The organism is Fodinibius saliphilus (genome assembly GCF_005869845.1).
GTDB lineage: Bacteria > Bacteroidota > Rhodothermia > Balneolales > Balneolaceae > Fodinibius > Fodinibius saliphilus.
In genome coordinates, this window is sequence record NZ_VAWF01000001.1 from 1,053,994 (window position 1) to 1,078,999 (window position 25,006).

At 39.1% G+C, this 25,006-nt stretch carries 29 protein-coding genes; 6 read left to right on the forward strand and 23 right to left on the reverse strand.

The genetic code is table 11. The annotated features are described in order from the left end of the window. The 7 genes from FCN14_RS04365 to FCN14_RS04400 form a co-directional block, all read right to left on the reverse strand. Positions 1-303 (reverse strand): AtpZ/AtpI family protein, encoded by a 303-nt coding sequence (locus tag FCN14_RS04365; protein WP_138429860.1) that lies wholly within the window; start codon positions 301-303, stop codon positions 1-3. Beyond that, positions 300-710 (reverse strand): F0F1 ATP synthase subunit epsilon, encoded by a 411-nt coding sequence (locus FCN14_RS04370; protein ID WP_138429861.1) that lies wholly within the window; start codon positions 708-710, stop codon positions 300-302. The genes FCN14_RS04365 and FCN14_RS04370 overlap by 4 nt, the downstream gene beginning before the upstream one ends. After that, positions 707-2,137 carry a F0F1 ATP synthase subunit beta gene (atpD, locus tag FCN14_RS04375; protein WP_138429862.1) on the reverse strand — a complete coding sequence of 477 codons (1,431 nt, stop codon included), beginning with the start codon at positions 2,135-2,137 and terminating at the stop codon, positions 707-709. Before atpD ends, FCN14_RS04370 begins: the two co-directional genes overlap by 4 nt. Positions 2,138-2,152: 15 nt before the next feature. After that, positions 2,153-4,561 (reverse strand): phosphoenolpyruvate synthase, encoded by a 2,409-nt coding sequence (gene ppsA, locus FCN14_RS04380; protein ID WP_138429863.1) that lies wholly within the window; start codon positions 4,559-4,561, stop codon positions 2,153-2,155. 20 nt (positions 4,562-4,581) lie between these two features. Continuing rightward, positions 4,582-5,343, reverse strand: a complete 762-nt coding sequence (locus FCN14_RS04385) for an SDR family NAD(P)-dependent oxidoreductase (RefSeq protein WP_138429864.1) — start codon at positions 5,341-5,343, stop codon at positions 4,582-4,584. A 296-nt stretch (positions 5,344-5,639) separates the two neighbouring features. Continuing rightward, the gene (locus tag FCN14_RS04395; RefSeq protein WP_138429865.1) at positions 5,640-6,083 is read right to left on the reverse strand and encodes an Hsp20/alpha crystallin family protein; all 444 of its coding nucleotides are present in this window, start codon (positions 6,081-6,083) and stop codon (positions 5,640-5,642) included. A 303-nt stretch (positions 6,084-6,386) separates the two neighbouring features. Then, positions 6,387-7,058 (reverse strand): response regulator, encoded by a 672-nt coding sequence (locus FCN14_RS04400; RefSeq protein WP_138429866.1) that lies wholly within the window; start codon positions 7,056-7,058, stop codon positions 6,387-6,389. A 238-nt stretch (positions 7,059-7,296) separates the two neighbouring features. Between FCN14_RS04400 and FCN14_RS04405 the strand changes: the two genes are divergently transcribed. Next, positions 7,297-7,866, forward strand: a complete 570-nt coding sequence (locus FCN14_RS04405) for a YciE/YciF ferroxidase family protein (protein ID WP_138429867.1) — start codon at positions 7,297-7,299, stop codon at positions 7,864-7,866. An 80-nt stretch (positions 7,867-7,946) separates the two neighbouring features. Here the strand turns inward: FCN14_RS04405 and FCN14_RS04410 are convergent, their stop codons facing one another. The 4 genes from FCN14_RS04410 to FCN14_RS04425 all read right to left on the reverse strand — a co-directional run bounded on the left by FCN14_RS04410 (position 7,947) and on the right by FCN14_RS04425 (position 10,364). Then, positions 7,947-8,393 carry a MamS/MamX family magnetosome protein gene (locus FCN14_RS04410; RefSeq protein WP_138429868.1) on the reverse strand — a complete coding sequence of 149 codons (447 nt, stop codon included), beginning with the start codon at positions 8,391-8,393 and terminating at the stop codon, positions 7,947-7,949. 35 nt (positions 8,394-8,428) lie between these two features. Beyond that, positions 8,429-8,845 carry a hypothetical protein gene (locus tag FCN14_RS04415; protein WP_171032803.1) on the reverse strand — a complete coding sequence of 139 codons (417 nt, stop codon included), beginning with the start codon at positions 8,843-8,845 and terminating at the stop codon, positions 8,429-8,431. Positions 8,846-9,000: 155 nt separating this feature from the next. Beyond that, positions 9,001-9,882 carry a transporter gene (locus FCN14_RS04420; RefSeq protein ID WP_138429870.1) on the reverse strand — a complete coding sequence of 294 codons (882 nt, stop codon included), beginning with the start codon at positions 9,880-9,882 and terminating at the stop codon, positions 9,001-9,003. An 8-nt stretch (positions 9,883-9,890) separates the two neighbouring features. After that, positions 9,891-10,364, reverse strand: coding sequence for a DUF4175 domain-containing protein (locus tag FCN14_RS04425; RefSeq protein ID WP_138429871.1), 474 nt, complete (start codon positions 10,362-10,364; stop codon positions 9,891-9,893). 340 nt (positions 10,365-10,704) lie between these two features. Here FCN14_RS04425 and FCN14_RS04430 point away from each other — a divergent pair, with 340 nt between their 5' ends. Both FCN14_RS04430 and FCN14_RS04435 read left to right on the forward strand, forming a co-directional pair. Next, the gene (locus FCN14_RS04430) at positions 10,705-11,547 is read left to right on the forward strand and encodes a universal stress protein (RefSeq protein ID WP_138429872.1); all 843 of its coding nucleotides are present in this window, start codon (positions 10,705-10,707) and stop codon (positions 11,545-11,547) included. 136 nt (positions 11,548-11,683) lie between these two features. Beyond that, positions 11,684-11,932, forward strand: coding sequence for a hypothetical protein (locus FCN14_RS04435; RefSeq protein ID WP_138429873.1), 249 nt, complete (start codon positions 11,684-11,686; stop codon positions 11,930-11,932). 215 nt (positions 11,933-12,147) lie between these two features. On the opposite strand, the gene FCN14_RS04440 is transcribed toward FCN14_RS04435, so the two are convergent. Both FCN14_RS04440 and FCN14_RS04445 read right to left on the reverse strand, forming a co-directional pair. Further along, positions 12,148-12,504 (reverse strand): sll1863 family stress response protein, encoded by a 357-nt coding sequence (locus tag FCN14_RS04440; protein WP_138429874.1) that lies wholly within the window; start codon positions 12,502-12,504, stop codon positions 12,148-12,150. A gap of 14 nt (positions 12,505-12,518) precedes the next feature. Next, the gene (locus FCN14_RS04445; protein WP_138429875.1) at positions 12,519-13,073 is read right to left on the reverse strand and encodes a DUF2267 domain-containing protein; all 555 of its coding nucleotides are present in this window, start codon (positions 13,071-13,073) and stop codon (positions 12,519-12,521) included. Positions 13,074-13,380: 307 nt separating this feature from the next. Here FCN14_RS04445 and FCN14_RS04450 point away from each other — a divergent pair, with 307 nt between their 5' ends. Further along, positions 13,381-14,799 (forward strand): NAD-dependent malic enzyme, encoded by a 1,419-nt coding sequence (locus FCN14_RS04450; protein ID WP_138429876.1) that lies wholly within the window; start codon positions 13,381-13,383, stop codon positions 14,797-14,799. An 83-nt stretch (positions 14,800-14,882) separates the two neighbouring features. Here FCN14_RS04450 and FCN14_RS04455 read toward each other — a convergent pair whose 3' ends face one another. The 9 genes from FCN14_RS04455 to FCN14_RS04495 all read right to left on the reverse strand — a co-directional run bounded on the left by FCN14_RS04455 (position 14,883) and on the right by FCN14_RS04495 (position 20,649). Continuing rightward, positions 14,883-15,605, reverse strand: a complete 723-nt coding sequence (locus tag FCN14_RS04455) for an SDR family NAD(P)-dependent oxidoreductase (protein WP_138429877.1) — start codon at positions 15,603-15,605, stop codon at positions 14,883-14,885. Further along, the gene (locus tag FCN14_RS04460; protein ID WP_212747566.1) at positions 15,605-16,261 is read right to left on the reverse strand and encodes a 7-carboxy-7-deazaguanine synthase QueE; all 657 of its coding nucleotides are present in this window, start codon (positions 16,259-16,261) and stop codon (positions 15,605-15,607) included. Before FCN14_RS04460 ends, FCN14_RS04455 begins: the two co-directional genes overlap by 1 nt. After that, complete coding sequence (locus FCN14_RS04465) at positions 16,254-16,643, reverse strand: 6-pyruvoyl trahydropterin synthase family protein (RefSeq protein ID WP_138429878.1); 390 nt, start codon at positions 16,641-16,643, stop codon at positions 16,254-16,256. The genes FCN14_RS04460 and FCN14_RS04465 overlap by 8 nt, the downstream gene beginning before the upstream one ends. A 157-nt stretch (positions 16,644-16,800) precedes the next feature. Further along, complete coding sequence (locus FCN14_RS04470; protein ID WP_138429879.1) at positions 16,801-17,418, reverse strand: thioredoxin family protein; 618 nt, start codon at positions 17,416-17,418, stop codon at positions 16,801-16,803. Continuing rightward, positions 17,415-17,942, reverse strand: a complete 528-nt coding sequence (locus FCN14_RS04475) for a TlpA family protein disulfide reductase (RefSeq protein ID WP_171032804.1) — start codon at positions 17,940-17,942, stop codon at positions 17,415-17,417. Before FCN14_RS04475 ends, FCN14_RS04470 begins: the two co-directional genes overlap by 4 nt. A 6-nt stretch (positions 17,943-17,948) precedes the next feature. Next, a complete protein-coding gene (locus FCN14_RS04480) occupies positions 17,949-18,269 on the reverse strand; it encodes an MGMT family protein (protein ID WP_138429881.1) in 321 nt (106 codons plus the stop codon). Between the two features lie 86 nt (positions 18,270-18,355). Continuing rightward, positions 18,356-19,222, reverse strand: coding sequence for a Rossmann-like and DUF2520 domain-containing protein (locus FCN14_RS04485; protein WP_138429882.1), 867 nt, complete (start codon positions 19,220-19,222; stop codon positions 18,356-18,358). Between the two features lie 12 nt (positions 19,223-19,234). Next, on the reverse strand, positions 19,235-19,996 hold the full coding sequence (gene amrB / locus FCN14_RS04490) for an AmmeMemoRadiSam system protein B (RefSeq protein WP_138429883.1): 762 nt from the start codon (positions 19,994-19,996) through the stop codon (positions 19,235-19,237). Positions 19,997-20,013: 17 nt separating this feature from the next. Then, positions 20,014-20,649, reverse strand: a complete 636-nt coding sequence (locus FCN14_RS04495) for a 4'-phosphopantetheinyl transferase family protein (RefSeq protein WP_138429884.1) — start codon at positions 20,647-20,649, stop codon at positions 20,014-20,016. 166 nt (positions 20,650-20,815) lie between these two features. Here FCN14_RS04495 and lysS point away from each other — a divergent pair, with 166 nt between their 5' ends. Next, positions 20,816-22,348 (forward strand): lysine--tRNA ligase, encoded by a 1,533-nt coding sequence (gene lysS / locus FCN14_RS04500; protein WP_138429885.1) that lies wholly within the window; start codon positions 20,816-20,818, stop codon positions 22,346-22,348. An 84-nt stretch (positions 22,349-22,432) separates the two neighbouring features. Then, the gene (locus FCN14_RS04505; RefSeq protein ID WP_138429886.1) at positions 22,433-23,659 is read left to right on the forward strand and encodes an ABC transporter permease; all 1,227 of its coding nucleotides are present in this window, start codon (positions 22,433-22,435) and stop codon (positions 23,657-23,659) included. Positions 23,660-23,851: 192 nt separating this feature from the next. Here the strand turns inward: FCN14_RS04505 and FCN14_RS04510 are convergent, their stop codons facing one another. Beyond that, positions 23,852-24,985, reverse strand: coding sequence for a tRNA-queuosine alpha-mannosyltransferase domain-containing protein (locus tag FCN14_RS04510; RefSeq protein ID WP_138429887.1), 1,134 nt, complete (start codon positions 24,983-24,985; stop codon positions 23,852-23,854). Positions 24,986-25,006: the final 21 nt, after the last annotated feature.

Sequence of the window (25,006 nt, forward strand, 5' to 3'; positions counted from 1 at the left end):
TTATGTACCGTTTTCACTTTCTTTTTTCACCCAATACCAGGCGTTAATACAACCTATCATGATTCCTAAAACCAATAGCATTAAGGTCCATGAATAAGGTCCTTTAAATGTACTGTCAATCCATATCCCCAATGCTAACAGTACTAAGGTTGGTATAGCAACCGACCATCCGACCAGCCCAAACATTCCAAACCCATAAAGCAAGCCTCTCTCATCCTTTTTTCTAAAATTAAGCTTACGTTGCGATTTTTTTTTGACGCTTTCTTTAAATGCTTTTTCGGTATGATTGTTCTCGTTATTCAAAGTATTGACTCTTTCTTTTGGAGATTCACAAAATGCTGAACCAACTCAGCCTCCAAATTCTTTAAGGCCTGAACAGAAGCCTTTTCAAGTTGCTGAGCCTTGTTAAATTCAGCCTGTACCTGTTGCTCCAATTCTTTTAAACTTTCTCCTTTAAATGCATTTAATACAGATACAGATATTTTTAATCCACATTTCACTAAGACTCCATTATCAACAGCAACGATATGCTCCTCATTATTTATGTAGTAATAGAGGATTCCTGGTTTCAGGGCTGTAGTAAAATCTATGTGCCTCGGTTTTAAGCAGAAAAAACCATTATAGCTCTCGGCAATTATTTTATGTACATGAAGAGCAGTATTAATTCGTTCAGGCACCATTATTTTAAGATGCATCTGCATTTTATTCATTGTATTGCCTCCTCAATATTCCCAATCATATATAATTTATGCTCTGATATCTCATCAAATTCCCCCTGAATGATTCGTTCACAACCATCCACTACTCCTTGAACGTCTACTGCTTTTCCTTTTTTTCCGGTAAATTGTTGGGTAACTTCAAATGGTTGTGTTAAAAATCGTTCCAGCCGACGGGCACGTTGTACGGCCTTTTGATCATCGGTTGATAACTCCTCCATGCCCAGCATCGAAATAATATCTTTGAGCTCCTCGTACTGAGATAAAGTTTGTTTTACCTTTTGAGCAATTTTATAATGTTTTTTACCTGTTATATGGGGTGATAGCATCTTTGACCCAGAGTTTAACAGATCGATAGCTGGATATAAGCCCTGACTAGCCCTTTCACGGGAAAGCACAATAAATGATGAAAGGTGAGCAAACGTATGCGTAACTGCCGGGTCGGTAAAATCATCAGCGGGAACATACACTGCCTGGATAGAAGTAATAGCTCCATTTTGGGTGCTGCATATACGTTCTTCAATATCTGCCAACTCACTGCCTAATGTTGACTGATATCCTAAACGGGAGTTTATTTTACCCATCAAGCCTGAAACCTCAGCCCCGGCTTGTACAAAGCGAAAAATGTTATCAATCAGTAATAACACATCACGGCGTTGTTCATCTCTAAAATACTCTGCCATAGTCAACGCAGTATGGGCAACTCGAAAACGTGCACCCGGCGGTTCATTCATCTGTCCAAATACCATTACAGTGTTATCCAGCACCCCGGCATTTTTAATTTCTTTATACAATTCAACCGCTTCACGATTACGTTCGCCGATTCCGCAGAATAAACTTACTCCTTCATGCTGGGTCACCATATTACGAATCAATTCCATGATCAAAACCGTTTTTCCTACTCCTGCCCCTCCAAACAATCCTGCTTTTCCTCCTCGCTCTATGGGAGCTAACAGGTCAATGGCTTTAATCCCTGTAAACTGAATTTCCTGTTGCGGATGGTAAAGATGTAGAGAAGTAGATGATTGATATATCGACTCTACATGGTCAGTCGCTATATCTCCTTTATCATCAATGGGTTCGCCAAACATATTAAACATTCTACCCAACAATGCATCTCCAACAGGAACCGTTACAGTTGCATCACAATCATATACTTTGAATCCTCGCTTTAGTCCTTTAGTAGTGGTAAAAGCCAAACAACGAACCGTATGTTCATCAAGATGCGTTATTACTTCGAGGATAACCGGTTGCTCACCTTCCACAGTTAAACTGGACTGCCGCTCTGGAAGGCAACCATAAAAACGGGCATCGACAATACTACCCCGAACAGCAACAACAGTTCCTGTATTTAATTCCTCTCCATTATTATGGGAAGCGTAACCTGAATGAACTCGTGATATGGAAGTAACATGTGACATATATTTGTATTCATGCTAAACAGATTCATTATAGCTATGTACTTCTGCTTGATGTACATGCTTAATTACTTCTACTACGCTATCCGCATTTACGGAAATCGAATCAATACCACTGCGAACTAAGAATTCAGCATACTCGGGTCTATCACTGGGTGCCTGACCGCAAAAGCCTACCGTCGAATTCATCCTATGTGCTTTTTCAATAAGCTGTTGAATAGATATTTTGACAGCCTCATCATTTTCGTCAAAAAGGTAATTAAGCTCTGTTGAATCCCTGTCTACACCTAGGGTAAGCTGCGTCAAATCATTAGATCCAATTGAGAACCCGTCAAAATATTGTGCAAACTGTTCTGCCAAAATAATATTGGAGGGGATTTCGCACATCATATATACTTTGAGGTTTTGTCTTCCCCTTGCAAGCCCGTTTTTTTTCATTTCATTTAACACCCGGTCCGCTTCACTAAGTCGCCTACAGAATGGTATCATTACAATAACATTATCGAGCCCGATCATCTCTCTTACCCTTTTTATGGCCTTACATTCCAGAGCAAACGCATCTTTGTAATTATCAGAATAATAGCGTGAAGCTCCCCTCCAACCCAACATGGGGTTATCCTCGTGAGGCTCCAGATCCTCTCCCCCAATCAAACCAGCATACTCGTTGGTTTTAAAATCACTGGTACGTACTATAACCGGCTTTGGGTATTGTGAGGCCGCGATTTTTGCGATTCCATCCGATAATTTATCAACAAAGTAATCAGCTTTATTTTTATAATGCTTAGTAATTTTCCGAATTTTTTCTCGATCTGTCTCTTTGATTACTTTATCGAAATTCAGGAGTGCCATCGGATGAATTTTAATATGGTTGCTAATGATGAACTCCATTCGTGCAAGTCCAACTCCTTGTATGGGTAGCTGCCACCAGTTGAACGCTGTATCCGGAGTAGCCAGGTTTATCATGATATCCGTATTAATATGGGGAAGCTGCTTTAAATTAATGGTACTTTTCTCAAATTTTAGGTAGTTATCATAAACCATCCCCACCTGCCCACTGGCAGTTGAAAGGGTAATCTCTCTGCCTTCGTTGAGTACATTGGTTGCTCTCTTGGTCCCCACAATAGCCGGTATACCCATCTCTCTGCTAATAATAGCAGCATGACATGTTCGCCCTCCAGAATCAGTAATAATACCTCTAACATTTTTCATAGCGGGCACCCAATCGGGTTCTGTCATTTGTGTAACTAATATGCTGTCTTCTTCCAAAGTGTCAAGATCACTGATATGCTGTACAAGTCGGACTTTACCATGAACTATTGCCCTGCCGATACTGACACCCTCAAGTATAGGAGTTACTTTTTTCTCCTTAAGTTCATATGACTGAAATAAACCGTCAGTAGCTGTAGCGTGCACTGTTTCAGGTCGTGCCTGTACAATAAAGAATTGATTCGTTTTGCTTTCTTTCACCCACTCTATATCCATCGGTTTTTGATAGTGTTCTTCTATCTTAACAGCTCCCTGTGAGAGCTTCACAATTTCATTATCAGTTAATACGAATGTGGATTGCTCCTTAACAGTAGTCTGTACATTTTTAATTCTATTGCCGTTTTTATCGGCTAAAACCATCTTTTGCTCTTTGCTTCCTAATCTTTTTTCGAGGATTGGTGTAAATTTGTCATCATATAGCAGTGGTTTAAAGACAAGATACTGGTCGGGATTAATGGTGCCTTGAACAATATTTTCACCCAACCCCCACGCGGCATTGATCGTAATTACATCCCGAAAGCCACTTTCGGTATCCAATGTAAATAGTACTCCCGAACCCCCATCATCTGCTATTATCATACGCTGTATCCCTATAGAAAGGGCAATATTTAAGTGATCAAATCCTTTTTCTTCGCGATAAGAAATAGCACGGTCGGTAAATAAAGAAGCAAAGCATTTTTTACACATCTCCATCAGCTGTTCCTTCCCCTCAACATTTAAAAATGTTTCTTGCAATCCTGCGAAGCTGGCTGAAGGTAAATCTTCGGCGGTGGCACTGCTACGTACTGCAACTGAGATATTTTCTATTTCATATTTTTCACAGAGTTGGTCATAAGCATTACGGATCTCATTAGCTATGAAAATGGGAATCATACCTTTCATAAAAGCATCCCTGATATGAAAGCCTGTATCATGTAATTTTTGGGATCCTTCTTTATATTTTGACAGCTCTTCTCGAATGGTTACTTCTAATTCATTAGCTTTGATAAATAAGCGATATGCTTCACCAGTTGTGGCGAACCCATCAGGGATATTTACAGCTGTAGACTGCAAATATTGCCACATCTCTCCCAGGGAGGCATTTTTACCTCCCACATGAGCAATATCGTCTATATCAATATCGCTAAACCACTTAATTAAACTATCATACTGATTATTCATTAGCCTTTATTCAAATGCAATTATTTTGCTGTATATCCTCCATCAACCATCAAAGCATGGCCTTCGACAAAAGAAGCCTGCTCTGATGCTAGCCACACAATAGCTTTGGCTACTTCTGTTGCTTGTCCTAATCTTCCAACTGGATGTAAGGAAATTGCCTGTTCTTTTATCTCTTTATCTGTTGTTATTCCTGCTCTTTCAAGCATCGGGGTTTCAATAAAGGCCGGGCAAACGGCATTTATTCGAATTCCTTCTTTTGCATATTCTAAGGCTGCCGTTTTTGTTAGGCCAAGCAAACCATGTTTAGCAGCAGTATAGGCCGGTGCCTGTTCGTATCCCACTTTACCTAAAATGGACGAGACATTAATAATTGAACCCCCTCCCGATTTTAACATAGCACCAATCTCATATTTCATACATATAAATTGCCCCCGTAGGTTAATACTCTGTACCCGGTCCCATTCGTCTAAGCTATAATCACCTGTTAAAGCCATTTTCCCTTCAATGCCGGCATTATTACAGGCGATATCAAGCTTGCCAAAAGTGCGCAGCGTTTCTTGAATTAGACTTTCTATATCTTTCTCTTTTGAGATATCAGCATGTACTTTTAAAATTTTGCTCTCTTCTGTTTTTATTTCACGAGCAGTTTGTTCCAATGCCATTTCATTAACATCTGCAATAACAACATCTGCTCCCTCTCTTGCCAACATAGTTGCTGTTTCTTTTCCTATCCCCATAGCCGCACCTGTAACAAGTGCTACCTTATTGTTTATTCTATCCATATTCGAAGTTTCAGAATCATTATTTACTTGTACATTTTTTGATTATTTACCGTTGAAATATCAAACTCATCACACAATGGACAAATGTTGCTAATAGCCGAAACAAAAGGTATGCTACCCCCCAAGAGCTGTTCACATAAATCCAACTGCTAGTAGAATAGCTCCTAATGGAATTCGGATTATTTTATCCAAGGTCTCTACATTTTGTAAAAGTTTGGTATCCTTTCATTCGTTATTACTAAAAGTAGAACCAACCTTTCACAGCTGGATCTACATCCTTGTGGGGATTTTATTGTCTAGTCAATCTGAATTTGAGTAGGTTTTTTAACTTCAACTTTGGGAACCAATACCGTTAAAACTCCATCTTTGAACTTAGCTTTAATTTTATCTTCACTAATAGCATCCGGAAGCGTATATGTACGTAAAAATGTACCGAAGTAACGTTCTCTTCGAATCATGTTTTTATTTTCTTCCTCTTCTGCCAGTTTGCGTTCGCCTGCTATTGTTAAACGATGATCTTTGTAATTAACTTCAATATCCTTTTTTGATATACCGGGAAGGTCTACTTTTACGATATATTCATCATCGGTTTCACTCATATCAGTATTTGGTGCCCAAATCTCTTTGCCACCATTGCCTCGGTTCCATGAAAATGGGGCCAGATCATCAAAAAAACGATCCATATCTCTTCTCATAGATTCAAGTGCAGGAATATCTGAATATCTCTTTATCGATTTCATACTGGTACCTCTTGTTTAAATTTATTTATAGTAATTGTAATTGAAACATCATTTCCTACTTGTTTTTTAAGAAAGGAAACCTTGATTATTAAGTATGCAGTACGAACCATAGAGGGGATTGTAGGAAATGGTCAGCTTCTATTTTAAGGCTTTTCCCTACAAAGAAAGTTCTTTATTGAATAAACCCAGACATCAAGATTGGTATACAATTATTATGCAAAAAGCTGATGGGCAAACAACCCAAAGAGAGGAACTAAAGACAGTACAGAATAGTAGTTTTACCCCATTTATAAAGCGATCATTTTATTGTGAATACTTTTTCTCATTCTCAACCCACTTTACCGCATGCATCATAAGTTCCGTCGCATTTTTTAGATTAAGTTTCGTTTTAATACGAGCACGATATGACTCAACCGTTTTTACTGACAGGTGTAGTTTTTCGGCAATTTTTCGAGTTTTATTTCCTTTTCCAGTCATCTCAAAAACTTCAAGCTCGCGATCACTTAACAGGTCAATGGGCGACTCAGAAATATCAGACCTTCCCCCCGCCATATCTAATAGTAACTTTTCATTAACATTTTCGCTGACATAAATACCCCCATTCATTATTTTTTTTGTCGCTTTCACTAAGACCTCTCCCGCTTCTTGCTTCATAACATATCCTTTTGCGCCTGCCCGCAGTACCCGTTCTGCATATAAGGTCTCTTCATGCCTGGATAGTACCAATATTTTTAAAGATGTGTCTAGTGAAATAAGATGCTTTACCAACTCCAGCCCACTCATTCTAGGTAACGAAATATCTACAATCGCCATATCAGGATTTAATTCCTCAAACTCTTCCAACACATTTTCGGCCTGCTCAAACTGCCCTACCACTTCATAACCATGCTCGTTATTCAGCGTCTGTGTTAACCCCTTTCGCATCATCGGGTGATCATCAACAACAATAATTCTTTTTTTATAGGTATCCGACATTATTATTTACTCTTTTATCATTTATAGATTCAGTGTAGTACTGTCTATAGAACAGCTATTACCTTTCATTTTCAATTGTAGCATACATAATATATAACTTCTCTGCATCAGCACTTCTCCCCACATCATTGTAAGGGTTTTCCCCACATATTCCATACCATTTTCACTCCTTAATAAAGACAGCATGAGACCGTAATTATATTGTTGAAGGACAACTCCAAATAATACGAGAAAAGCTATGGAAAAAGCCATTAAAAATCGGGAAATATTTGACCTATACGACCTGATGTTAGAACAAGTAAGAGATCTGTATGATGGAGAGCGTCAGCAATTGAACTTTCTTCTAGAAGCAGAAAAAAGAACCACTGCATTTGAACTTGACGAGACGATAAATATGCACCGTCGGGAAACAAAACGACAACTTGATCGACTCGACAAGGTTTTTCATATGTTGGAGGAAGAGCCAACTGGTGAAGCCTGTGAAGGCATATCAGGTATTATCAGTGATACCATGAAGCTAACAGATCGTTGCCAGAACCCTGAAGTTCGTGATGCAGCTCTTATTACCGCAATTCAACATATCAACCACTACGAAATTGCAGGCTACGGTACAGCTATTGCTTACGCAAAAGCACATGACCGCCATGACATTGGGGAGATATTACTGGAAACACTCCGTGAGGAGAAAAAGGCAGATATGGGGCTAAGCGACCTTGCTGAAAATTACATCAATCCAGATGCAAAATGGACAGCATTGGTTGAAAAAGTAGAGGGAAAAAAAAGCATAAAAAATACTCGGAATAACTAACCCAATATCAGCATAAATAGTTGTAAAAATTACAACTATCAAAACCCAGTATTTACGCCCTTGTGGGGACATATTGAGCTTTAATCATCAGTCTTGCCGCAATTATCCCAATAAGGCATTCCTGTTTCATCACGAAGTATTAACTTTGTACTATCATGAATAATCTGAGAAGCAATAATGAGTGGCTGCCCCTCCAACTCTACTTTTGACCCAAAAGCAGTGATTTTGTCTCCTTTTTTTAGCTGTTTCTTTTGGTGATTGATATACCAGGCTGGACCAAGAAACACCAAGACATCTCCATCTTTGGTTGTAAGATCAGCTATAACAGTCTCTGCTAGATCCTCTTTTTCTTCTACATATTTTAAATTCCGTATTTTGCCAGTCCACTTATCAATTGAATTACGATCTCTTGGTTTTTTATAATGTCTGAGAGCCATCCCGATGATATAGCCAGTACCTGCAATAGTAAGTAATGCGATACTTCCACCAAGTATCTGTAAATTCCGGAGCAGCTCGCGTGTACTCATAACATATTTTAATGATTATATTATTGTGCAATCATCTATGAACTCTGAATAGGCAACCCCCTAAGTCGGTATTTTGCCACCAAAGTATAATACATTGACTTAACCCTCATTTTAAGCAGATGTGGTGTATATCCTATCTTTAAGACACTCGTGTAATTTCCCCACCACTCGTCGTTATGCATATAAAAGCCTTTATGTCCCCCCAAATCATCCATGCTTATTAATGTAAATTCCAAGGGATCATTTCCTTCTTTAGGTTTATAATTTTCCTCCTCTTGGCCAATAAAATGGGCCAATACTTCAAGAGGAATATTGGGTATAAACACGAGATAAGGATTTCGAACTATACACGTTATTTTAACATTCTCTCCAGCAAATTCTCTTATATAACGGGCTGTCGTCCGGCTTGCAAACTTACATCCTAATATCAGATTATGTGGGTGATGAGCCATAATCATCTGATTTAGTCAACTTTTAAAATAGACAGTATAAATCATGCTTATTTATACTAAAATATATTAGCAGATAGAACTGTAGTTTATATCACAGATCTTCAGGTAATGTAATTTCCTACGTCCACACGAACCCCAAAGGACAACACTCTCGATCAATTTAGGCGAATTTGGCAGCCTCCGCCAAAGGATAAATCAGACGCCCCCTCAGAAAATCCCTTAAAAGCATTAACCAGTAACGTAATTTGTTCACTAAGAATATAGTTAATACCCAAACCGACAGTTATCGGTGGATCTATACCTTCAATCACCTCTGACATACTTCCAACAGATCCCATTATTGTCCATTTCCCGTTTAGCATCTCCTTACCAAGACTAGCCCCAAAATACCAAGTATTTTCTAAAACTAATTCATCCATATCTCCAAGGTTCCAGTACATAACATTTCCACTTATAAACCATGTTCCAAAGCGCTTTACCATTGAACCGCCGATTCCCAAATCCCATGCCCCTGTGCCAAATCCCTTGTCGGGATCAGCAAAAGGAAATTTAACAGAAAAATTAATATTCAATGCTGTTGCCCCAGATTCTGACTGAACCAAAGAATACTCTCCAAAAACAGAGGGATCACTAATACCAAATTTTGAATATGAGGCAGTATCAGATAATACAAGTATGGCCCTTCGTTTCGTTTTCCCATTTCCATGTCTTCCCCCTCTAGCATACCCACGCACTGAACTATTTTGGGGACCTCCAGTAGGAATTCCTCCCACATTATTATATGATACCCATGGTGAACTTTGGAAAACCATCGGAATATCTACAGATACCCTAAATTTTAATGCCGATATAGTAATACTGTTAGTAGCATATAACGACCACGTCGACTTTTCAAAAAAGTAATTTCCCTCCGCTAACTGAATACTTCCCGAATAATATATTTTGTGTTGTGCATATAGTGCATTTGACATCCCAATCAACAACAAATAAAATCCGGTGGTAGCAATACTTTTTCTTAGAATTCTATATAATGACAAAATAGTAGTTAGTTATTATTCTTTCCCTGCTGCATAGGCTGACCTTTGTTTATACTTTTTGTTATGCCCTCCATTTTTTCCACGGTTTCATTAAGCTGTCCCATCATTGTGTTAAGGTTTTGCCAGACCTGCTCCATATCTCTTTTCATCTCACGATTCTGCATCATCTGTTTATCCTGTAACATTTGATTACAATGTTCAGCAGCATTTTCCATATTTCTTACCATGAATCCCATTTGCTCACCCATACTATTCATCATCTGATACTGATTTCTTGTCTGTTCATTTTTGGCCTGTTGCATCATTTTTGCCATTTGCTGGTTCATCATAGTGATACGTTCTGTCATTTTAGTCATGTCTTGCGACATTTTTTGCATCTGCTTGTTCATCATTCTCTGTGACTGTTGTTGGGCAAATATTGGATTCACTATCAATAAAGCCCCAACAAAAATTCCATAAAATACTTTTAATAAAATTTTCATGACTCTCCTATCTATTGGTTTTAAAAAACTAAGTGTTAGCAATGTGTTTAATTACGGGATTACTGATCGTAACAATTTTCACCACCTCAAGCGTGGTTTAAAGAACCAATTACGAGTAGGTCTTACCCCTATAAGTATCTTACCCAAATTTGAAATCAATCATATCTAATCACAGATATAATTGTTAAAACAGTTCATTATCGATTTAACAAAGCTTAAACATCCCAGTACATCTGGGATAATCAAGAAACCCCTACTTGCTCAAGCTATATTATCATTACAGATAAGTCTTTTTGTTCTTAGCTTTTTAAAAAAACTGTCTGTAACAAATAAAACTGATATGAGAAATATTGATCATATACTATTACCAACCGACTTTTCTACAGATGCCCGAAATGCTCTTACCTTTGCCTTGGAAATTGCCATTCAGTGTGGTGCTTCTATTCATTTATTACATTCAATTGAAGAACCTTATGACATTGCCCCTTTGATTGAAAAAGCTAAAGGAGCCTTAAAGCGAAGAGTTAAACAGCTATTTGATGACCTCCTAAACAATATCAAAAAAGAAAAGCGCTACCAAGAGTTAGAGATATATACTGATATACTGACTGGTCCCGCGATGTATACAATAATAGAAGAAACCGAAAATCGTAATTTCGACTTAATAGTAATGGGATCAAAAGGACGTACTGGACTAGAAAAAGTATTTTTGGGCAGTACTACATCAGAAATAATAAAACAATCAGATGTACCGGTGCTGGCTATCCCTAAAGATTCTGAATACAGTCCATTTAAAAAGATGCTATTTACCACTAATTATCAAGATGCTGATTTAGAAGGGCTACAATCTATAACGGCATTTGCCGCGCATTTCGATGCAACTATTGATGTGTTTCATATCACGGAGGATGATAACCTCAGGAGTACCTGTTTATTTCGAGGCTTTAAAGAAATTGCAACTGAAACGATATCATACGGTAAGCTAAACTTTCTTCAACATACCGGAAGTTCGTTTTTTGAAGGTATGCTCTCTCATCTACAAAAATCCCCGGTAGATTTGGTAATAATGATCCATTACCAACATGCATTTTCCATCTTTAAGAAGAAACATTCACAAAAAATGAGTGACAATATTACAATCCCCCTGCTAATATTAGCAGGTAACAATCTCATGAATACATAGAAAAAGAACTCCTGATTGCAGAACGTATGACTTTCCCTTACATAAAGAAGTTCCCTATTGCCTACCCTGTAATTGAAAGTAAATAGGTACAATCTATTAGTATTATCGTAAACTGGTAAATTAAGCAAATTTTATCATGAAAAAGGCAAGGCGATCACTCAAAATAAAACTGGAAAACGCCAATTTTCTTAAAACAGAATGGGAAAGTATTGCACGATGGGAAAGTGAAGGTGGCGGAGCAACCTCTTCTAATGACCCAGTATCATATGCCAAACTCCCTCTCAAGCCTGGAGAAGTATTTGAAGTATCCAAGGGGGGTGAAATTATTTTTGAAGATGACGATCCATATTACTGTGTAGAAATAAATATACTAGCTCTTCACTAAACAAAATGCACTTCTATTTTCCCCATATCCAATTATCTGAGACGTACTTAGTTTATTGAGATTTTTTACAAAAGATTGAGACTCGTATTGAGGTAGTTCTGGCGTTACAGATTATTGGAATATATTACTCCACACCACCTATTTACAGATAATTTTTAAAATTAGAGATACCCTTATTGTGTAATTATGACCTATGACGACCGCAATGAAAACAGCTAGTCACGCCGTTTTATTGCCTCTTTGATTGCTGTTAAACCAACTTTCAGATCTTCCCAAAGGGTATCCAGATCGTTCCGGATCTCTTCAAAGTTTTCTTTTCTAACTCTTTCCACTTGGCCTAACTTATTATTTAGTTTATCTCTTTTGGTTTTCAAATAAGCGAGATTGTCATCCATTTTCTTTCGTATCTCAGCTAGTTTTTTTGCATTATTTATTTCAAACTTTTCAAGTTCTCGGTTCCACTCCTTCAACTTGGTAGTTAAGTTATCAATATATTCTTCTCGCTTTTCTGCCGACTTCTTTTCATCGGCAGCAGCTACATTCGTTTTAATCAGTTGTTCATTCTTCTTCATAATTCTTGTTTTATTTAAATGGAATGTGTTTTTAAACTTTCGTCCCATAGTTGCTTTATATCTTTGGGCATGTTTTCATAAATATCTTCAAGTTCCCCTGTACTAACATGATCATGTAAAACCAATAATACCGCTTTAAAAGCGTCTCTAGCATCAATCTTCAATGTAGGCGGTAGCACTTTAGTAAGACGTTTTTCTATTTCACTTTTATGGAATTTTTCGGGTTTTCCAGTCACGCGATACCCCTCAAAAAAAGCTCCTCTTATTAATAATGGTAATTGGGCAGAAAAGTGAAAGGTCTCTTCTACAGGCAGCCGATCTCGTAAGCTATGTAATACTACTTTTAGTACGTTCCAAGATACTGATCGTTCAGGATCCAATTTTAGCCATGTAGCAACTTCATATATCCACTGTTTTGCATCTTTTTCATACTTTTCCAGATCAACACTATTTTTCATGGTACCATCTTTTAAATATTTGTAGCTCTTCTTGTGAGTTTCGCCTTTAGCATTCTCTTTTTCCAACTGTTCACCTGTATATCGGCTAAACCACTTTAATTTTTTTTTCATATCTAAGTCCTACGGTGTATGCTTTCTATCTTTATTGAAATAAAAGTCATTTATACTTAGCGATTAGGACAGGCAATACCGATTATCAACGCGGGGATATCTCTCACATTTGACAAAAAATTTTCAACAGCCGATATAATTGCTTACTACTTTATCAGTCAATACATTTGGGAGGTTTATATCAGACTGATAAATTAAAATGATTACAATTCTGTTATTAAGATTCCTAAATATTATTGATATATTTGCAGACATTTATTTATAACAGCAGAATCAATTTCATAAAACAAAACTAGACCGAGATCAGATGAGTGAAATACAGCCAAGTGTCAGCTACAGCTTTACCATGCGTTTATATATTGAAAACAAGCCTGGTATGCTGGCAGAAGTACTGAACATAATTGCCGATCACAAAGGAGATCCCGGTGCCGTTGATGTAGTTAAAGTAGAAGGTAATTACAAAGTTCGTGATCTTACTGTAAGCGCCCGTGACGAAGAACATGCCAAAGATATCGTAAATGCCATTACAGAGCTTAATGGTATTAAGGTACGCAATGTATCAGATCGCGTTTTCTTATTACATTTGGGCGGCAAAATCCGTATTGAAAACAAAGTACCTGTTGATACCCGTGATGCACTTTCTATGGCTTATACTCCCGGAGTAGGAAGAGTATGTCAGGCTATAGCAGATGAAAAAGAAAAAGCCCATACGCTTACCATCAAAGAAAATTCAGTGGCCGTTGTAAGCGATGGCTCAGCTGTATTGGGATTAGGTGATATTGGGCCGGAAGCTGCAATGCCGGTTATGGAAGGGAAAGCAATGCTTTTCAAAGAATTTGCTGATGTTGATGCCTATCCTATCTGTTTGGATACCCAAGATGTTGATGAAATTGTCTCATCTGTTAAACATATGTCTCCAGGCTTTGGAGGGGTTAACCTTGAAGATATCAGTGCTCCCCGCTGTTTTGAAATTGAAGATAAGCTTAAAAAAGTACTTGATATCCCTGTATTTCATGACGACCAACACGGAACTGCTGTTGTGGCCTTGGCTGCTACCATCAATGCCTTAAAAGTTGTGGAAAAAGAGCTATCTGATCTGCGCATCGTGATTGTTGGGGCTGGCGCTGCCGGTGTTGCGATCACAAAAATATTATTAGAAGCAGGAGCAGAAGAAATTCTTTGCTGTGATCGTCAAGGTATTATCAACCGAAGCGAAATTGAAAATCTTGACTCCAGTAAACAGTGGCTTGCTAATAATACCAATCCCGAGAACCTGCAGGGTTCTCTTATGGATGCCACTTCGGATGCTGACCTGCTTATTGGGGTAAGCGGACCGGGTACCGTTCCGATCGAAGCAGTTGAAAAAATGGCTGATGATCCTATCATTTTTGCTCTTGCTAACCCTGTTCCAGAGATTATGCCGGAAAAAATTAGTGATATTGCTCGTATCATTGCCACGGGCAGAAGCGACTATCCCAACCAAATCAACAACGTATTGGCCTTTCCGGGGCTCTTCCGCGGTGCCTTGGATGCACGAGCAACAGATATTAACGAAGAGATGAAACTGGCTGCTGCTCATGCCATTGCTAACTGTATTGATGAGAATGGACTTGGCGAAGAGTACATTGTGCCCAGCGTCTTTAGTAAAGATGTGGTTCGACTCGTTTCTTCGGCCGTCGAGGAAGCGGCTTACGACAGTGGTGTTGCCGAACGCCCCCAACCTTAACATCATACAACTCTTTCAAAATAGAAAAAGCTTCTGCAGCTGATATGCAGAAGCTTTTCTATTTATTATATCTAATAAACTACTTACATCGGCGGTACCCGTCCATGTTGCGGCTTGATATTCATCTCCTCAATAATCGTACGACTAGATAGGTTCGTCAACGTTATGATAAGTTGCGCGACATCCGCGGGATCGATCAGTCGTTGCCGGTCTATGGTAGAGTCCTCCCAAGAAGTGGATTCTGTTTGACCCAGGTTGATAGCCGTGACCCTTACTTTGGTATCCATCAACTCCTGCCTGAGAGACCGCGTGTAGCCCAACAATCCATGCTTAGAAGCTGAGTATGCCCCACTTTCTTCACGCCCTTCTGTAGCTGCTACAGAACATATATTAACAATTAACGACTGTTCGTTGGCAATTAGGTCATCCAAGAAGCGATTGGTCGTATTAACAGCAGTAAATAGGTTGGCTTGTATCTGCTGCATAAATTCTTCACTGCTGGTGTCACTCAGTTTTTTTAATAAAAAATTACCGGCATTATTTACCAACACTTTCGGGATAGGAAAATCATCCGGTAGCTCAATACCAGCCACAGCATTGGCATCACTGGCATCACAACTGATAATATGTATCAGGTTGCATCCGGCTGATTTACACTGCCGTTTTGTTTCTTCCAACCCTTTAACAGAACGAGCAATAAGCAGAAGGGCAAAATCAGTTTTTTGAGCAAAAGTAAGGGCAATACATCGACCAATACCCCGGCTGGCGCCAGTAATTACAACCGAGTGTTGCGATTGGCTCTGCATTACCGAACTCCCATAAATTTATGAGTCTGTAAACTAATCCCCCATTGAGGATTTTCTTTCACATAATCGATAATAAGTTCAACTGATCCCTCTTTTTCCCACTCTGGCTGTAGAAGAAGCTGAGTATCATCAGGACATTTTTCGGCATTTTTTTCAGCCCATTCAAAATCCTTATTCGTTAATACCACCACTTTCAATTCATCAACAAAAGGAAAAATATCATCAACGGGCTCTTTAAAGCGTTTGGGTGATAATGTAATCCAATCTAAATAGCCTGAAACAGGTGAAGAGCCACTGGTCTCAATATGAACTTCGAGTCCTGCATTCTTTAACTGAAAGGTCAACGGATCAAGATCGTGAAGCAGAGGCTCGCCCCCGGTTATAACAGCAAATTCGGCGCCACTATCTTTGGCATTCTGTACAATCTGCTCAACAGTTTTTGAAGGATGAGCATCTTCATCCCAACTTTCCTGTACATCACACCACCAACAGTTTACATCACAGCCTGCAGTTCTGATAAAATAGGCTGGACGTCCTGTATGGGCCCCTTCTCCCTGAATGGTATAGAAATCTTCTACCAATGGATATTCTACCGCTTTCATCTCTTCCTGGTCTACGAAAGATTCTAACTTGTCCTGATCTATATCGTTAAACATTGTCCTCAGTGTATTCGACCCAGCATGCTTCTGTTTCCCAAACAGTTATTTTCAAATTTATACCTTCGGGTATGCGTTGTTGAGTCTCTTTGTAAATAAATTCTGCAATTCGTTCTGCCGTTGGATTAACAGGGAGTTCCTCATTCAATACAGCATGATCTAATCCCCCTTTCTTTGGACTCTTAGAAGCCCATTTTAGTTCACGAAAGTCGCATACCATATCATCAGTATCCAAATATTTGGAAGGGTTTAACTTCTGTGATTTGGCAGAAATATGCACTTTATAAGTATGACCATGCATATTGCCACATTTTCCGTCGTATCCTTCAATAAAATGGGCAGCATCAAATTTAAATTCTGTATGTAGAGTCCACGTAGGCATTTTGGAGAACGAAAATTTTATTCAAAAAAAGGTTTGCCGGTTCCCCGACAAACCTTAAAAATAAGCAAATATTGCGACAATTAGGAATATGGAAACTAATAGAGGTTAAGCTGATCCTTTTGTATCCTAATAAAGTATTAATTGATATAAGCCTAATTTATCGAGGCCATTTAATAGTACAACCCAATGATTTTGTGGTTTGGGGATTTATCTTATTACCCATTGACAAATCTTTAATCGCATTTTTCAGATAGGGTTGTTCTACCTTATCGGCATTCTTAGCATTATCATCAATGGCACCGCGATAAACAAGCTCCATATCACTATTAAATAAGAAAATATGGGGAGTTCGTGTAGCACCGAAAGCTTTGGCTATTTTCGCATTTTTATCCAAGGCATAATAGAACTGATAATCGCTTTTCTTAGCGCGCTCTTTCATATCTTTTAACGATTCTCCATTGTTCCTATATCCTGCATTAGGATTCAAAGCGATAACCCCTATCCCATTTTCTTTAGCCAACTTGGCAATGGGATTGTACCGATCTTCCCAAGACTCAACCCATGGGCAGGTATTACAAGAGAAATTCACCAATAGTCCATTCTTCCGAACCACATCATTTAACGTAAGCTTATCACCCGTTACATCTGTAACTTCTACATTTGCCAATGGTGCTTTCGCTCCTATTGAAATTTCATCTATTGCCTCCTCATAGGGAATAAAAGCAATTAAAAATAATGCCGTTAAAAATAGTGGTATTAAGTATACTTTTTTCATAGGTCTACGGATTTATTTATTGCAGTTTTAATATGACGTTCAAATTTTTTGTAACTGGCCTTTTGTTCCCAGCTGTCTACTACTTCTCCTTGAATACTTAGAATTTTTGAAAACGGTAATGCACCAGTCCAATCCTCAGATATGGCATTAATAAAAGCTTCGTCCTTACCGGTTTTAAAATAGGTCGTCCAATCTACCTCCTGTTTCTTCAAAAACTTCAGGGCCTTCTGCCTGCTTTTAGGAAAGTCGGCGGAGATAAATATAACTTTCAACTTATCGGGATAATTTCGCTGTAATTTTACAATTTCCGGAAACTCTTCAACACAAGGCGCACACCAAGTCGCCCAAACATTAATGAGCACTGCTTTCTCACCCTGATATGAGTTCACAACTTCGTTAATATTTTCAGGGGTTATGTCTTTGAGCAGGGTACCTGTCGTTTGTGCTGATACTTCAGTAAAAACAACACACAGAAAAAATAACATTGAAATTAATCGCATTTTTGAAAATCTATTCTTTATCATAATCATTTACTGATCTTCAATAGTTGGATCCCACAAATGTGCATCAATATCTACTTTGTAATCATCTACAAAACCGACCCCTTCCTGTTTCAACCGTTCTCGCATGGTATCATCCGGAAAATGGGAACGCCCTGTTAGCTCACCTTTTTTATTAACAACACGGTGGGCCGGGATATTCGTTTCTCCCGAATTATTTAGTGCATATCCTACCATTCGGGCACCGGAAGCAATGCCCAAACATTTTGCGATTAAACCATAGGTCGAAACTCTTCCACTTGGAATCCGCTCAACGACACTATGTACACGCTCATAATAATCTTTAGGCATTGTTTATTCGTATTCAAATCACATTGTAAATAAATTCTATCTACAGAATCTATTTATACAAAGAAAAGAGCTAAAAAAACAATCATCTATTTCAAGAGACCATAAAACTGGTCAGCTGTTTCTTCTGATATTGCCCCTGAGCGGGCCGCCAGAGAAACCGTACTACGCCCCAGTTCAACATATATATCCCGGAGCAATTCGTTCTTTTCCAGTAATTTAAGATGTTTTTTAACGGTAGAGATATCTCCTCTCTCGATTGGACCGGTAAGCGAATCTTCTAAAGAAAACTTCTCAGCATTTTCTACGGTTTGCTTAACAAGGGGAAGTAGAGCTTTTTTGCTTTCTTCTCTGGAAAGCCCCCCAAGAACTGCAGTACCAACAGCAATATCCAGAATAGTATGCAAGTAATTAGAAGCAATAACAGCGGCAGCATGGAGGTGTGACTTTTCATTGTCGTCAACCTCAAAAGAATTAGCTTCCAATTGTTCTGCAATACGTTTTAGTAATGGGAAAGCAGAAGGATCTCCCTGCATGTTAAAATAAATATCTTCAAAACGATCCGGTGACGATTCAGGAGGAAAGGTTTGGAGAGGATGGAAAGAAGCTGTGGTTGCGCCCTTCTGTTTAAGGTCATCCAACAAATCTGCCGATTCATTTCCTGAGCAATGGACAACTGTTTTATTACTCCACTCATCATCCAGACTAGCCAATCGACTGGAAACCGGTTTTATGCACCGGTCTGGAACGGTCAAAAAGATAAGCTCACCTACTTCAACCGTTGAGTTGGGAAATGTACCGCTTCGTTCAACCTCTATTTGCCGGGCTAATAATGTAGCTTTGGCTTTGGTACGGTTAAAAATACTTTTAATGGAAATATCCTTGGCATTAAGACCTCTTGCAAGGGCACTCCCCAACCCGCCTGTTCCTATAATAGTTATATCGGGCGAAAGCATGCTAAAAATAAATTAAAAAACCACTCGCTGGCGATCCGCATAAGCGGTCAGCAGGCTTCCTGAATAATTATCATACTCGCCGCGCAAAAAGTTGAGATCCAAATCCCATTTATTGGCGACAAGAATACCTGCAATAAATGAGGTCGTCCCTTTTATGTGAGAATCCCCACTATTAAGGTAATTCATCAACCCAGATTCATTTTTTTCTTCTATCATCTCAACAATTTGAGCAAATTCTTCTTTGCGATCATTATCCAGGTCACAACAAAATACGATCAGCGCACTACGAGATGCCAAAACCTCTTCCAACACATACCCGATTTCTTTTACAATAGAAGGATCCGGATCTGCAATTTGAATTCCCAATGCTTGAAAATCATCCGAAATGGTCTGCAGAAACATGAGCTGTTGGAAAAGACTGATATCGTTATCAAAAGCCTCATCATGGATAAAAAAGTCATCATCTTCATCACAAAACTCATTACGCATATAATCATTCACTATAACTTCGCCAAGCGGTGTTTCATATGTAGTGTTAGAACACATCGGCAGCTTTTTATCTAGCTTCTGATCGTATGACTCTACAATAACAACTGTATCATAATTATCCATATCCAAGCGACTATAGATATCGCAGGCACGGTCAAAATTATCTTCATTTATTCGTTCGGGAGCAAAAAGAAGGCGGATATGATCATTGGGACCATCCTGTTTCTCTTTTGCCTTGCTAATACCTTTCGCAATTTGTTCCCGTGAGTAGGAAGTAATATTCATAAAAAAATTATGCTAACCTATTTTTTAGTCTGATAGTGTGCAATGGCCAACCAGTCATTTTCTGACTTGAAACTACAAATTTTAGCTCTTTTGTCATTATTTATTTCTACAAAAAACCTATCATTTTCACCTCGTACCTGCACTTCGTTCATGTTCAAGCGGAGCCCTTGTCCCCGGAGTTTTATAAAAGCCTCTTTTATAGTCCATAGTCGAATTGTTTCCAGTTTAGCTAACTCTTCTGTTTCTTCCGAGTGCAATATCCTTGAACGTAACCGTGCAGGTACTTCCCTTGCAACCGGTTCTAAATCAACTCCCACAGCCTGATTCGGTGAAATACCACAAAATACCTTGTCCCGACTGTGTGCTATACTTACGTAGTATCGACGGGAATTCCCCAATCCATAAGGTTGACCCAGTTCATCTTTCTTAATTATAAACTTATCCTCATTCCATTTGAGAGCCATATTCTTTAATAACAAACGGGAAGTGGTATATTCCCTTTTCCTCCTATCGTTCGAAAAGGACTCAAATTCTAGCAATTCCCTTTCGTTAAAGTGGGATCTTAAGTGTTTACCAATAGAACGTAACTCCTCTATAGCAAATTGTCCCTCAAAGGGTAATTCTTCTTTAATTTTTTGGGGGATGTCCCGCATATCAGTAATCTATTTCAATAATTAATGGCTGAAAATCTTTAAATATATGCACATCTGAAACTATTTCTGGAAGTTCAGAAAAAAATCACAACTTTACGCTTAATTCTTTATTTTTAGCGACTTGTAACAACTTTCAAAACAATAGAACCAAATACAGCATTTTCTCATGAGCAATACTGAATCTTCAGTAAGCGAACAACACGAAATACGTCTAGAAAAATTAGCGGAGCTTCGTGAATTAGGATATGAACCATATCCCCACGACTTCGAAGTGACCCACAAGAGTAAATATATCCTTGACCATCCCGAACTTATTAAACAGGATGACCAAGACGAAGACGATGTTGAAAAAGTGTCGGTAGCAGGACGTGTTATGACGCGACGCATCATGGGAAAATCCACCTTCTTTAATCTGCAAGATTCCGAAGGTACTATACAGGTCTACATTCGTCGTGATGATGTGGGAAAAGAAGAGTACAACAAAGTTTTTAAAAAACTTACCGACATTGGCGATATTGTCGGCATCAAAGGACACGTTTTTAAAACGGGTACCGGGGAAACTACAGTCTTTGCCAAGGAATTTCAGCTGTTGAGTAAAACTTTGCGGCCAATTCCTGTTCCTAAAGAAGTTGAAGAAGATGGCGAAACTAAAGTTTATGATGCATTTTCTGACAAAGAACAACGCTATCGCCAACGCTATCTTGACCTCGTTGTCAATCCGGAAGTTCGGGATGTCTTTCAGCAACGTACCGATATGGTACAAACAATGCGAGACTATATGAATGACAAAGGATATTTGGAGGTTGAAACTCCTATACTGCAGCCTATCTATGGTGGGGCGTCTGCAGAACCTTTTGTGACGCATCATAATGCATTGGATATGAAGCTCTACCTGCGTATAGCAAATGAGCTATACCTTAAGCGCCTTATTATTGGCGGATATGATGGGGTTTATGAGTTCTCCAAAGACTTCCGTAATGAAGGTCTTTCACGCTTCCACAATCCGGAATTCACCCAGGTTGAACTGTACGTAGCTTATAAAGATTACGACTGGATGATGAATTTTGTTGAAAGCATGGTCGAAACCGTTGCTAAAGAACTCCATGGTTCTACCAAAGTGCAGGTAGGCGATAATGAAATTGACTTCGAGCGACCCTGGCCGCGCATTCCTATGTTTGAAGCCATTGAAAATGAAACAGGCAAAGACCTGTATGGCAAAGAACTAGAAGAGCTTAAAGCCGCTGCCAAAGAACTTAATATTGAACTAGAAGATAGTTATGGCAAGGGAAAAATTATCGATGAGATTTTTGGTGAGTATGTTGAACCAAAATTAATACAGCCTACTTTTATCACCGATTACCCTATCGAGATGAGTCCGTTGGCTAAGAAACACCGCGAAAAAGAAGGGCTGGTTGAACGCTTTGAATGCATCTGCAACGGTAAAGAGATCGCCAATGCGTTCACTGAGCTTAACGATCCTGTAGACCAGCGTGAACGCTTCGAAGAACAAGCACGCCTGCGCGCTGAAGGTGACGAAGAGGCAATGGCTATTGATGAAGACTTCTTACAAGCTCTCGAATATGGCATGCCTCCAACTGCTGGGCTCGGAATCGGCATTGACCGATTAGCTATGATCATGACAGATTCAGATTCAATCCGTGATGTCCTTTTCTTTCCACAGATGAAACCTGAGAAGTAAATTACAGTTATTGGTGATTGGCTATTGGGGCCTTTAGCTTCAATAGCCAATTAACAAATAACTTAGAACCAATAACAATATACTATGAACTTCGAGTGGTATTTGGCCAAGCGATATTTCAAGGGTAAGCGCAAGGGATCCAGCTTCTTGTCCTTTATCAAAATAATGGCCATAACCGGCGTAGCCGTAGGGGCTGCAGGCCTGCTTATTGCCCTTTCTGTAGTTCATGGTTTTAAGTCTGTTATCAATGATAAAGTTCTGGGATTTGCTCCTCATATCACAATAACGACCTTTAACGGTACGCCCATTTCGCAGGCTGATACCCTTATCAAAGATCTCAATAAATACCCTGAGATTGATCAAATTCAGCCCGTCATCAATAGCCAAAGCATGTTACAATCTTCCGAGGATGTAACAGGCACCCTCTTCAAAGGTGTTGATGAAGAAGGAGATGTCACCGATATCCGCCAATATATAAGCAGAGGAAGTTATGATCTGAGTACTAATTCTTCTGGTTTACCCGGCATGGTATTGGGATCTGAAATAGCTAAGTCGTTGAATGCCGATATAAACGATGTACTCACCGCTTATACTATTGAAGGAATGCCCTCTCCCCTTAATTCCCCGGAGATCAAACAGTTTCGGCTTACAGGGATCTACCAGACAGGAATTAGTCAATTTGATAATATTTTAGCCATTGTTGCCCGCCCACATGCCCAAAAGTTATTTCAGCTCCAAAATTCCAGTGCTTCTGCTATTGAAATCAGGTTAAAGGACCAGTCCAAGATTAAATCATTAAATCAGAAATTCATTGCAGAGCTGGAATATCCTTATTTTTCAGAAACTATTTATAAACGCTACAGTAGCCTCTTTGCCTGGGTTGATCTGCAGGAAGAGACCATACCCTTTGTAATAAGTGTAATGATCATTGTAGCTGCATTTAACCTCATTGGCACGGTACTGATGATGGTTCTTACTCGAACACGGGATATCGGCATTCTTAAAACAATGGGCGCAAGTGATAAAAGTATTCGAGGCATTTTCTTGCTAGAAGGATTTTTTGTGGCTCTGGTTGGTTTAGTAGTCGGTATAGGACTGTCTCTTATTTTTGCATGGTTACAATCAACCTATCATATCATTCCCCTCTCCGAAGAAAATTACTATATGGCCTATGCACCAGTCGAACCCCACTTAATAGACTTTTTTCTTGTTAGTGTCGTTACATTTATCCTATGTGCATTAGCTTCCTGGCTGCCGGCACGTATTGCAGCTAAAACAGACCCTCTCAAAGTTATTGCCTACGGCAGATAGTATACCTCTACCGCTTTGCACGAGTCTGCTATCGAAAGAACGTATTTCATTCTTTTATTAAGAGAAGGGGGAAAACCTAGCTCATCACCCTGAATTCAGTTCAGTTTCTTATTTTAAACACCTACAACGTCTTTGGAGATTCTGATCCGCCGGAAGATAAATCACAAAATGAAGATAGTTTTGCAAAGTCTGTTAAGATAACGAGGTAGTAACATCCATATCCCTGCACTCCTCAAACATCCTGTCATATTCGTCTATACGCTTAGACCAATCCAAATGCTTATTGATATTCTGCAAAGTAGCACTGGGTAATGGCTTGGTCTCCTCAGTCAACAGATCTTTGAGATAGTGGAAAAGATCATCTTCTGTATCATAAAGCACCGGGGCATGTAGTAATGGTTCATGCAAATTTTCAGGAATAAGCTCTGGGTAGTGCAACCGATTCGGAAGTAATGGATGACATCCACAATAGATCGCTTCCATAATTGCAACACAGAAAAATTCATATGTTGCCGTCGATACCACGATATCACCGCTATGTAATAATCGACTATAACTCTCTTCATTTTCAACATATCCAAAATGGGTGATATGCCGCCCATACCGCTCCCAGGCCTTTTCAAACTCTTCCGGTTTTTCATGCTGGGTATCACCAGCCAAAATAAGATCGAAGGTCAAATCGATATCATTTAAGCGATTAAGTACCCGAAAAAACATGGCAGGATTCCGATCAAACTGCCAACGTTGATTCCACACGATAACTGGGTTCTCATTCGACTCTCGTTGTGCCTCTTGCTTATCAAAACGCTTTAAATTCAATCCCGGGTATAACACCCTGCTCTTTGAGGCAATCTTATCAACAGGATAGTAGTGTTTATCATCAGGATAGTGCTCTAAAAACTTGGGCAAAGCTTCTAAAAAATCATCCCGATGAAAGTTTGATGAAAAGATCAGTTGATCAGCAGAGAGCATGCTCAAATAATTGAGATAACAGTAGGTAAGATCACGATCTTCCCCCTCCGGCATCGGCTGGGTAAACTGGTTTTCGTGCATATACATTACTTTAGGGACCTCAGAAAAATGCGGATTGGTCAGCGACAGGAAAGCGGGCAAATTCGTCATACTGCTGACCAGCAGCAGATCAATATCCTCAGAAATTTCCTGAGTCATACCGGCTAATACTACCGAATTCCCATGCATCTGCCATTTTTTCCCCTTATAGCTCAGGTTCACCGGAATAATATTATGCCGCGAGTTTCTCTCTAATCCTTTTAAAAAAGCCTTATGCGATCCGCTGTAAAACGGTTCAACAGCCAGTATATTCATAGAAATAACGCTAAACAGTTA

What these genes read in the sequence shown, in the direction of transcription:
- FCN14_RS04370 (WP_138429861.1), bottom strand. Translation starts at nt 710, where the DNA reads ATGAATAAAATGCAGATGCATCTTAAAATAATGGTGCCTGAACGAATT.
- atpD (WP_138429862.1), bottom strand. Translation starts at nt 2,137, where the DNA reads ATGTCACATGTTACTTCCATATCACGAGTTCATTCAGGTTACGCTTCC.
- ppsA (WP_138429863.1), bottom strand. Translation starts at nt 4,561, where the DNA reads ATGAATAATCAGTATGATAGTTTAATTAAGTGGTTTAGCGATATTGAT.
- FCN14_RS04385 (WP_138429864.1), bottom strand. Translation starts at nt 5,343, where the DNA reads ATGGATAGAATAAACAATAAGGTAGCACTTGTTACAGGTGCGGCTATG.
- FCN14_RS04395 (WP_138429865.1), bottom strand. Translation starts at nt 6,083, where the DNA reads ATGAAATCGATAAAGAGATATTCAGATATTCCTGCACTTGAATCTATG.
- FCN14_RS04400 (WP_138429866.1), bottom strand. Translation starts at nt 7,058, where the DNA reads ATGTCGGATACCTATAAAAAAAGAATTATTGTTGTTGATGATCACCCG.
- FCN14_RS04405 (WP_138429867.1), top strand. Translation starts at nt 7,297, where the DNA reads ATGGAAAAAGCCATTAAAAATCGGGAAATATTTGACCTATACGACCTG.
- FCN14_RS04410 (WP_138429868.1), bottom strand. Translation starts at nt 8,393, where the DNA reads ATGAGTACACGCGAGCTGCTCCGGAATTTACAGATACTTGGTGGAAGT.
- FCN14_RS04415 (WP_171032803.1), bottom strand. Translation starts at nt 8,845, where the DNA reads ATGGCTCATCACCCACATAATCTGATATTAGGATGTAAGTTTGCAAGC.
- FCN14_RS04425 (WP_138429871.1), bottom strand. Translation starts at nt 10,364, where the DNA reads ATGAAAATTTTATTAAAAGTATTTTATGGAATTTTTGTTGGGGCTTTA.
- FCN14_RS04430 (WP_138429872.1), top strand. Translation starts at nt 10,705, where the DNA reads ATGAGAAATATTGATCATATACTATTACCAACCGACTTTTCTACAGAT.
- FCN14_RS04435 (WP_138429873.1), top strand. Translation starts at nt 11,684, where the DNA reads ATGAAAAAGGCAAGGCGATCACTCAAAATAAAACTGGAAAACGCCAAT.
- FCN14_RS04440 (WP_138429874.1), bottom strand. Translation starts at nt 12,504, where the DNA reads ATGAAGAAGAATGAACAACTGATTAAAACGAATGTAGCTGCTGCCGAT.
- FCN14_RS04445 (WP_138429875.1), bottom strand. Translation starts at nt 13,073, where the DNA reads ATGAAAAAAAAATTAAAGTGGTTTAGCCGATATACAGGTGAACAGTTG.
- FCN14_RS04450 (WP_138429876.1), top strand. Translation starts at nt 13,381, where the DNA reads ATGAGTGAAATACAGCCAAGTGTCAGCTACAGCTTTACCATGCGTTTA.
- FCN14_RS04455 (WP_138429877.1), bottom strand. Translation starts at nt 15,605, where the DNA reads ATGCAGAGCCAATCGCAACACTCGGTTGTAATTACTGGCGCCAGCCGG.
- FCN14_RS04460 (WP_212747566.1), bottom strand. Translation starts at nt 16,261, where the DNA reads ATGTTTAACGATATAGATCAGGACAAGTTAGAATCTTTCGTAGACCAG.
- FCN14_RS04465 (WP_138429878.1), bottom strand. Translation starts at nt 16,643, where the DNA reads ATGCCTACGTGGACTCTACATACAGAATTTAAATTTGATGCTGCCCAT.
- FCN14_RS04470 (WP_138429879.1), bottom strand. Translation starts at nt 17,418, where the DNA reads ATGAAAAAAGTATACTTAATACCACTATTTTTAACGGCATTATTTTTA.
- FCN14_RS04475 (WP_171032804.1), bottom strand. Translation starts at nt 17,942, where the DNA reads ATGATAAAGAATAGATTTTCAAAAATGCGATTAATTTCAATGTTATTT.
- FCN14_RS04480 (WP_138429881.1), bottom strand. Translation starts at nt 18,269, where the DNA reads ATGCCTAAAGATTATTATGAGCGTGTACATAGTGTCGTTGAGCGGATT.
- FCN14_RS04485 (WP_138429882.1), bottom strand. Translation starts at nt 19,222, where the DNA reads ATGCTTTCGCCCGATATAACTATTATAGGAACAGGCGGGTTGGGGAGT.
- amrB (WP_138429883.1), bottom strand. Translation starts at nt 19,996, where the DNA reads ATGAATATTACTTCCTACTCACGGGAACAAATTGCGAAAGGTATTAGC.
- FCN14_RS04495 (WP_138429884.1), bottom strand. Translation starts at nt 20,649, where the DNA reads ATGCGGGACATCCCCCAAAAAATTAAAGAAGAATTACCCTTTGAGGGA.
- lysS (WP_138429885.1), top strand. Translation starts at nt 20,816, where the DNA reads ATGAGCAATACTGAATCTTCAGTAAGCGAACAACACGAAATACGTCTA.
- FCN14_RS04505 (WP_138429886.1), top strand. Translation starts at nt 22,433, where the DNA reads ATGAACTTCGAGTGGTATTTGGCCAAGCGATATTTCAAGGGTAAGCGC.
- FCN14_RS04510 (WP_138429887.1), bottom strand. Translation starts at nt 24,985, where the DNA reads ATGAATATACTGGCTGTTGAACCGTTTTACAGCGGATCGCATAAGGCT.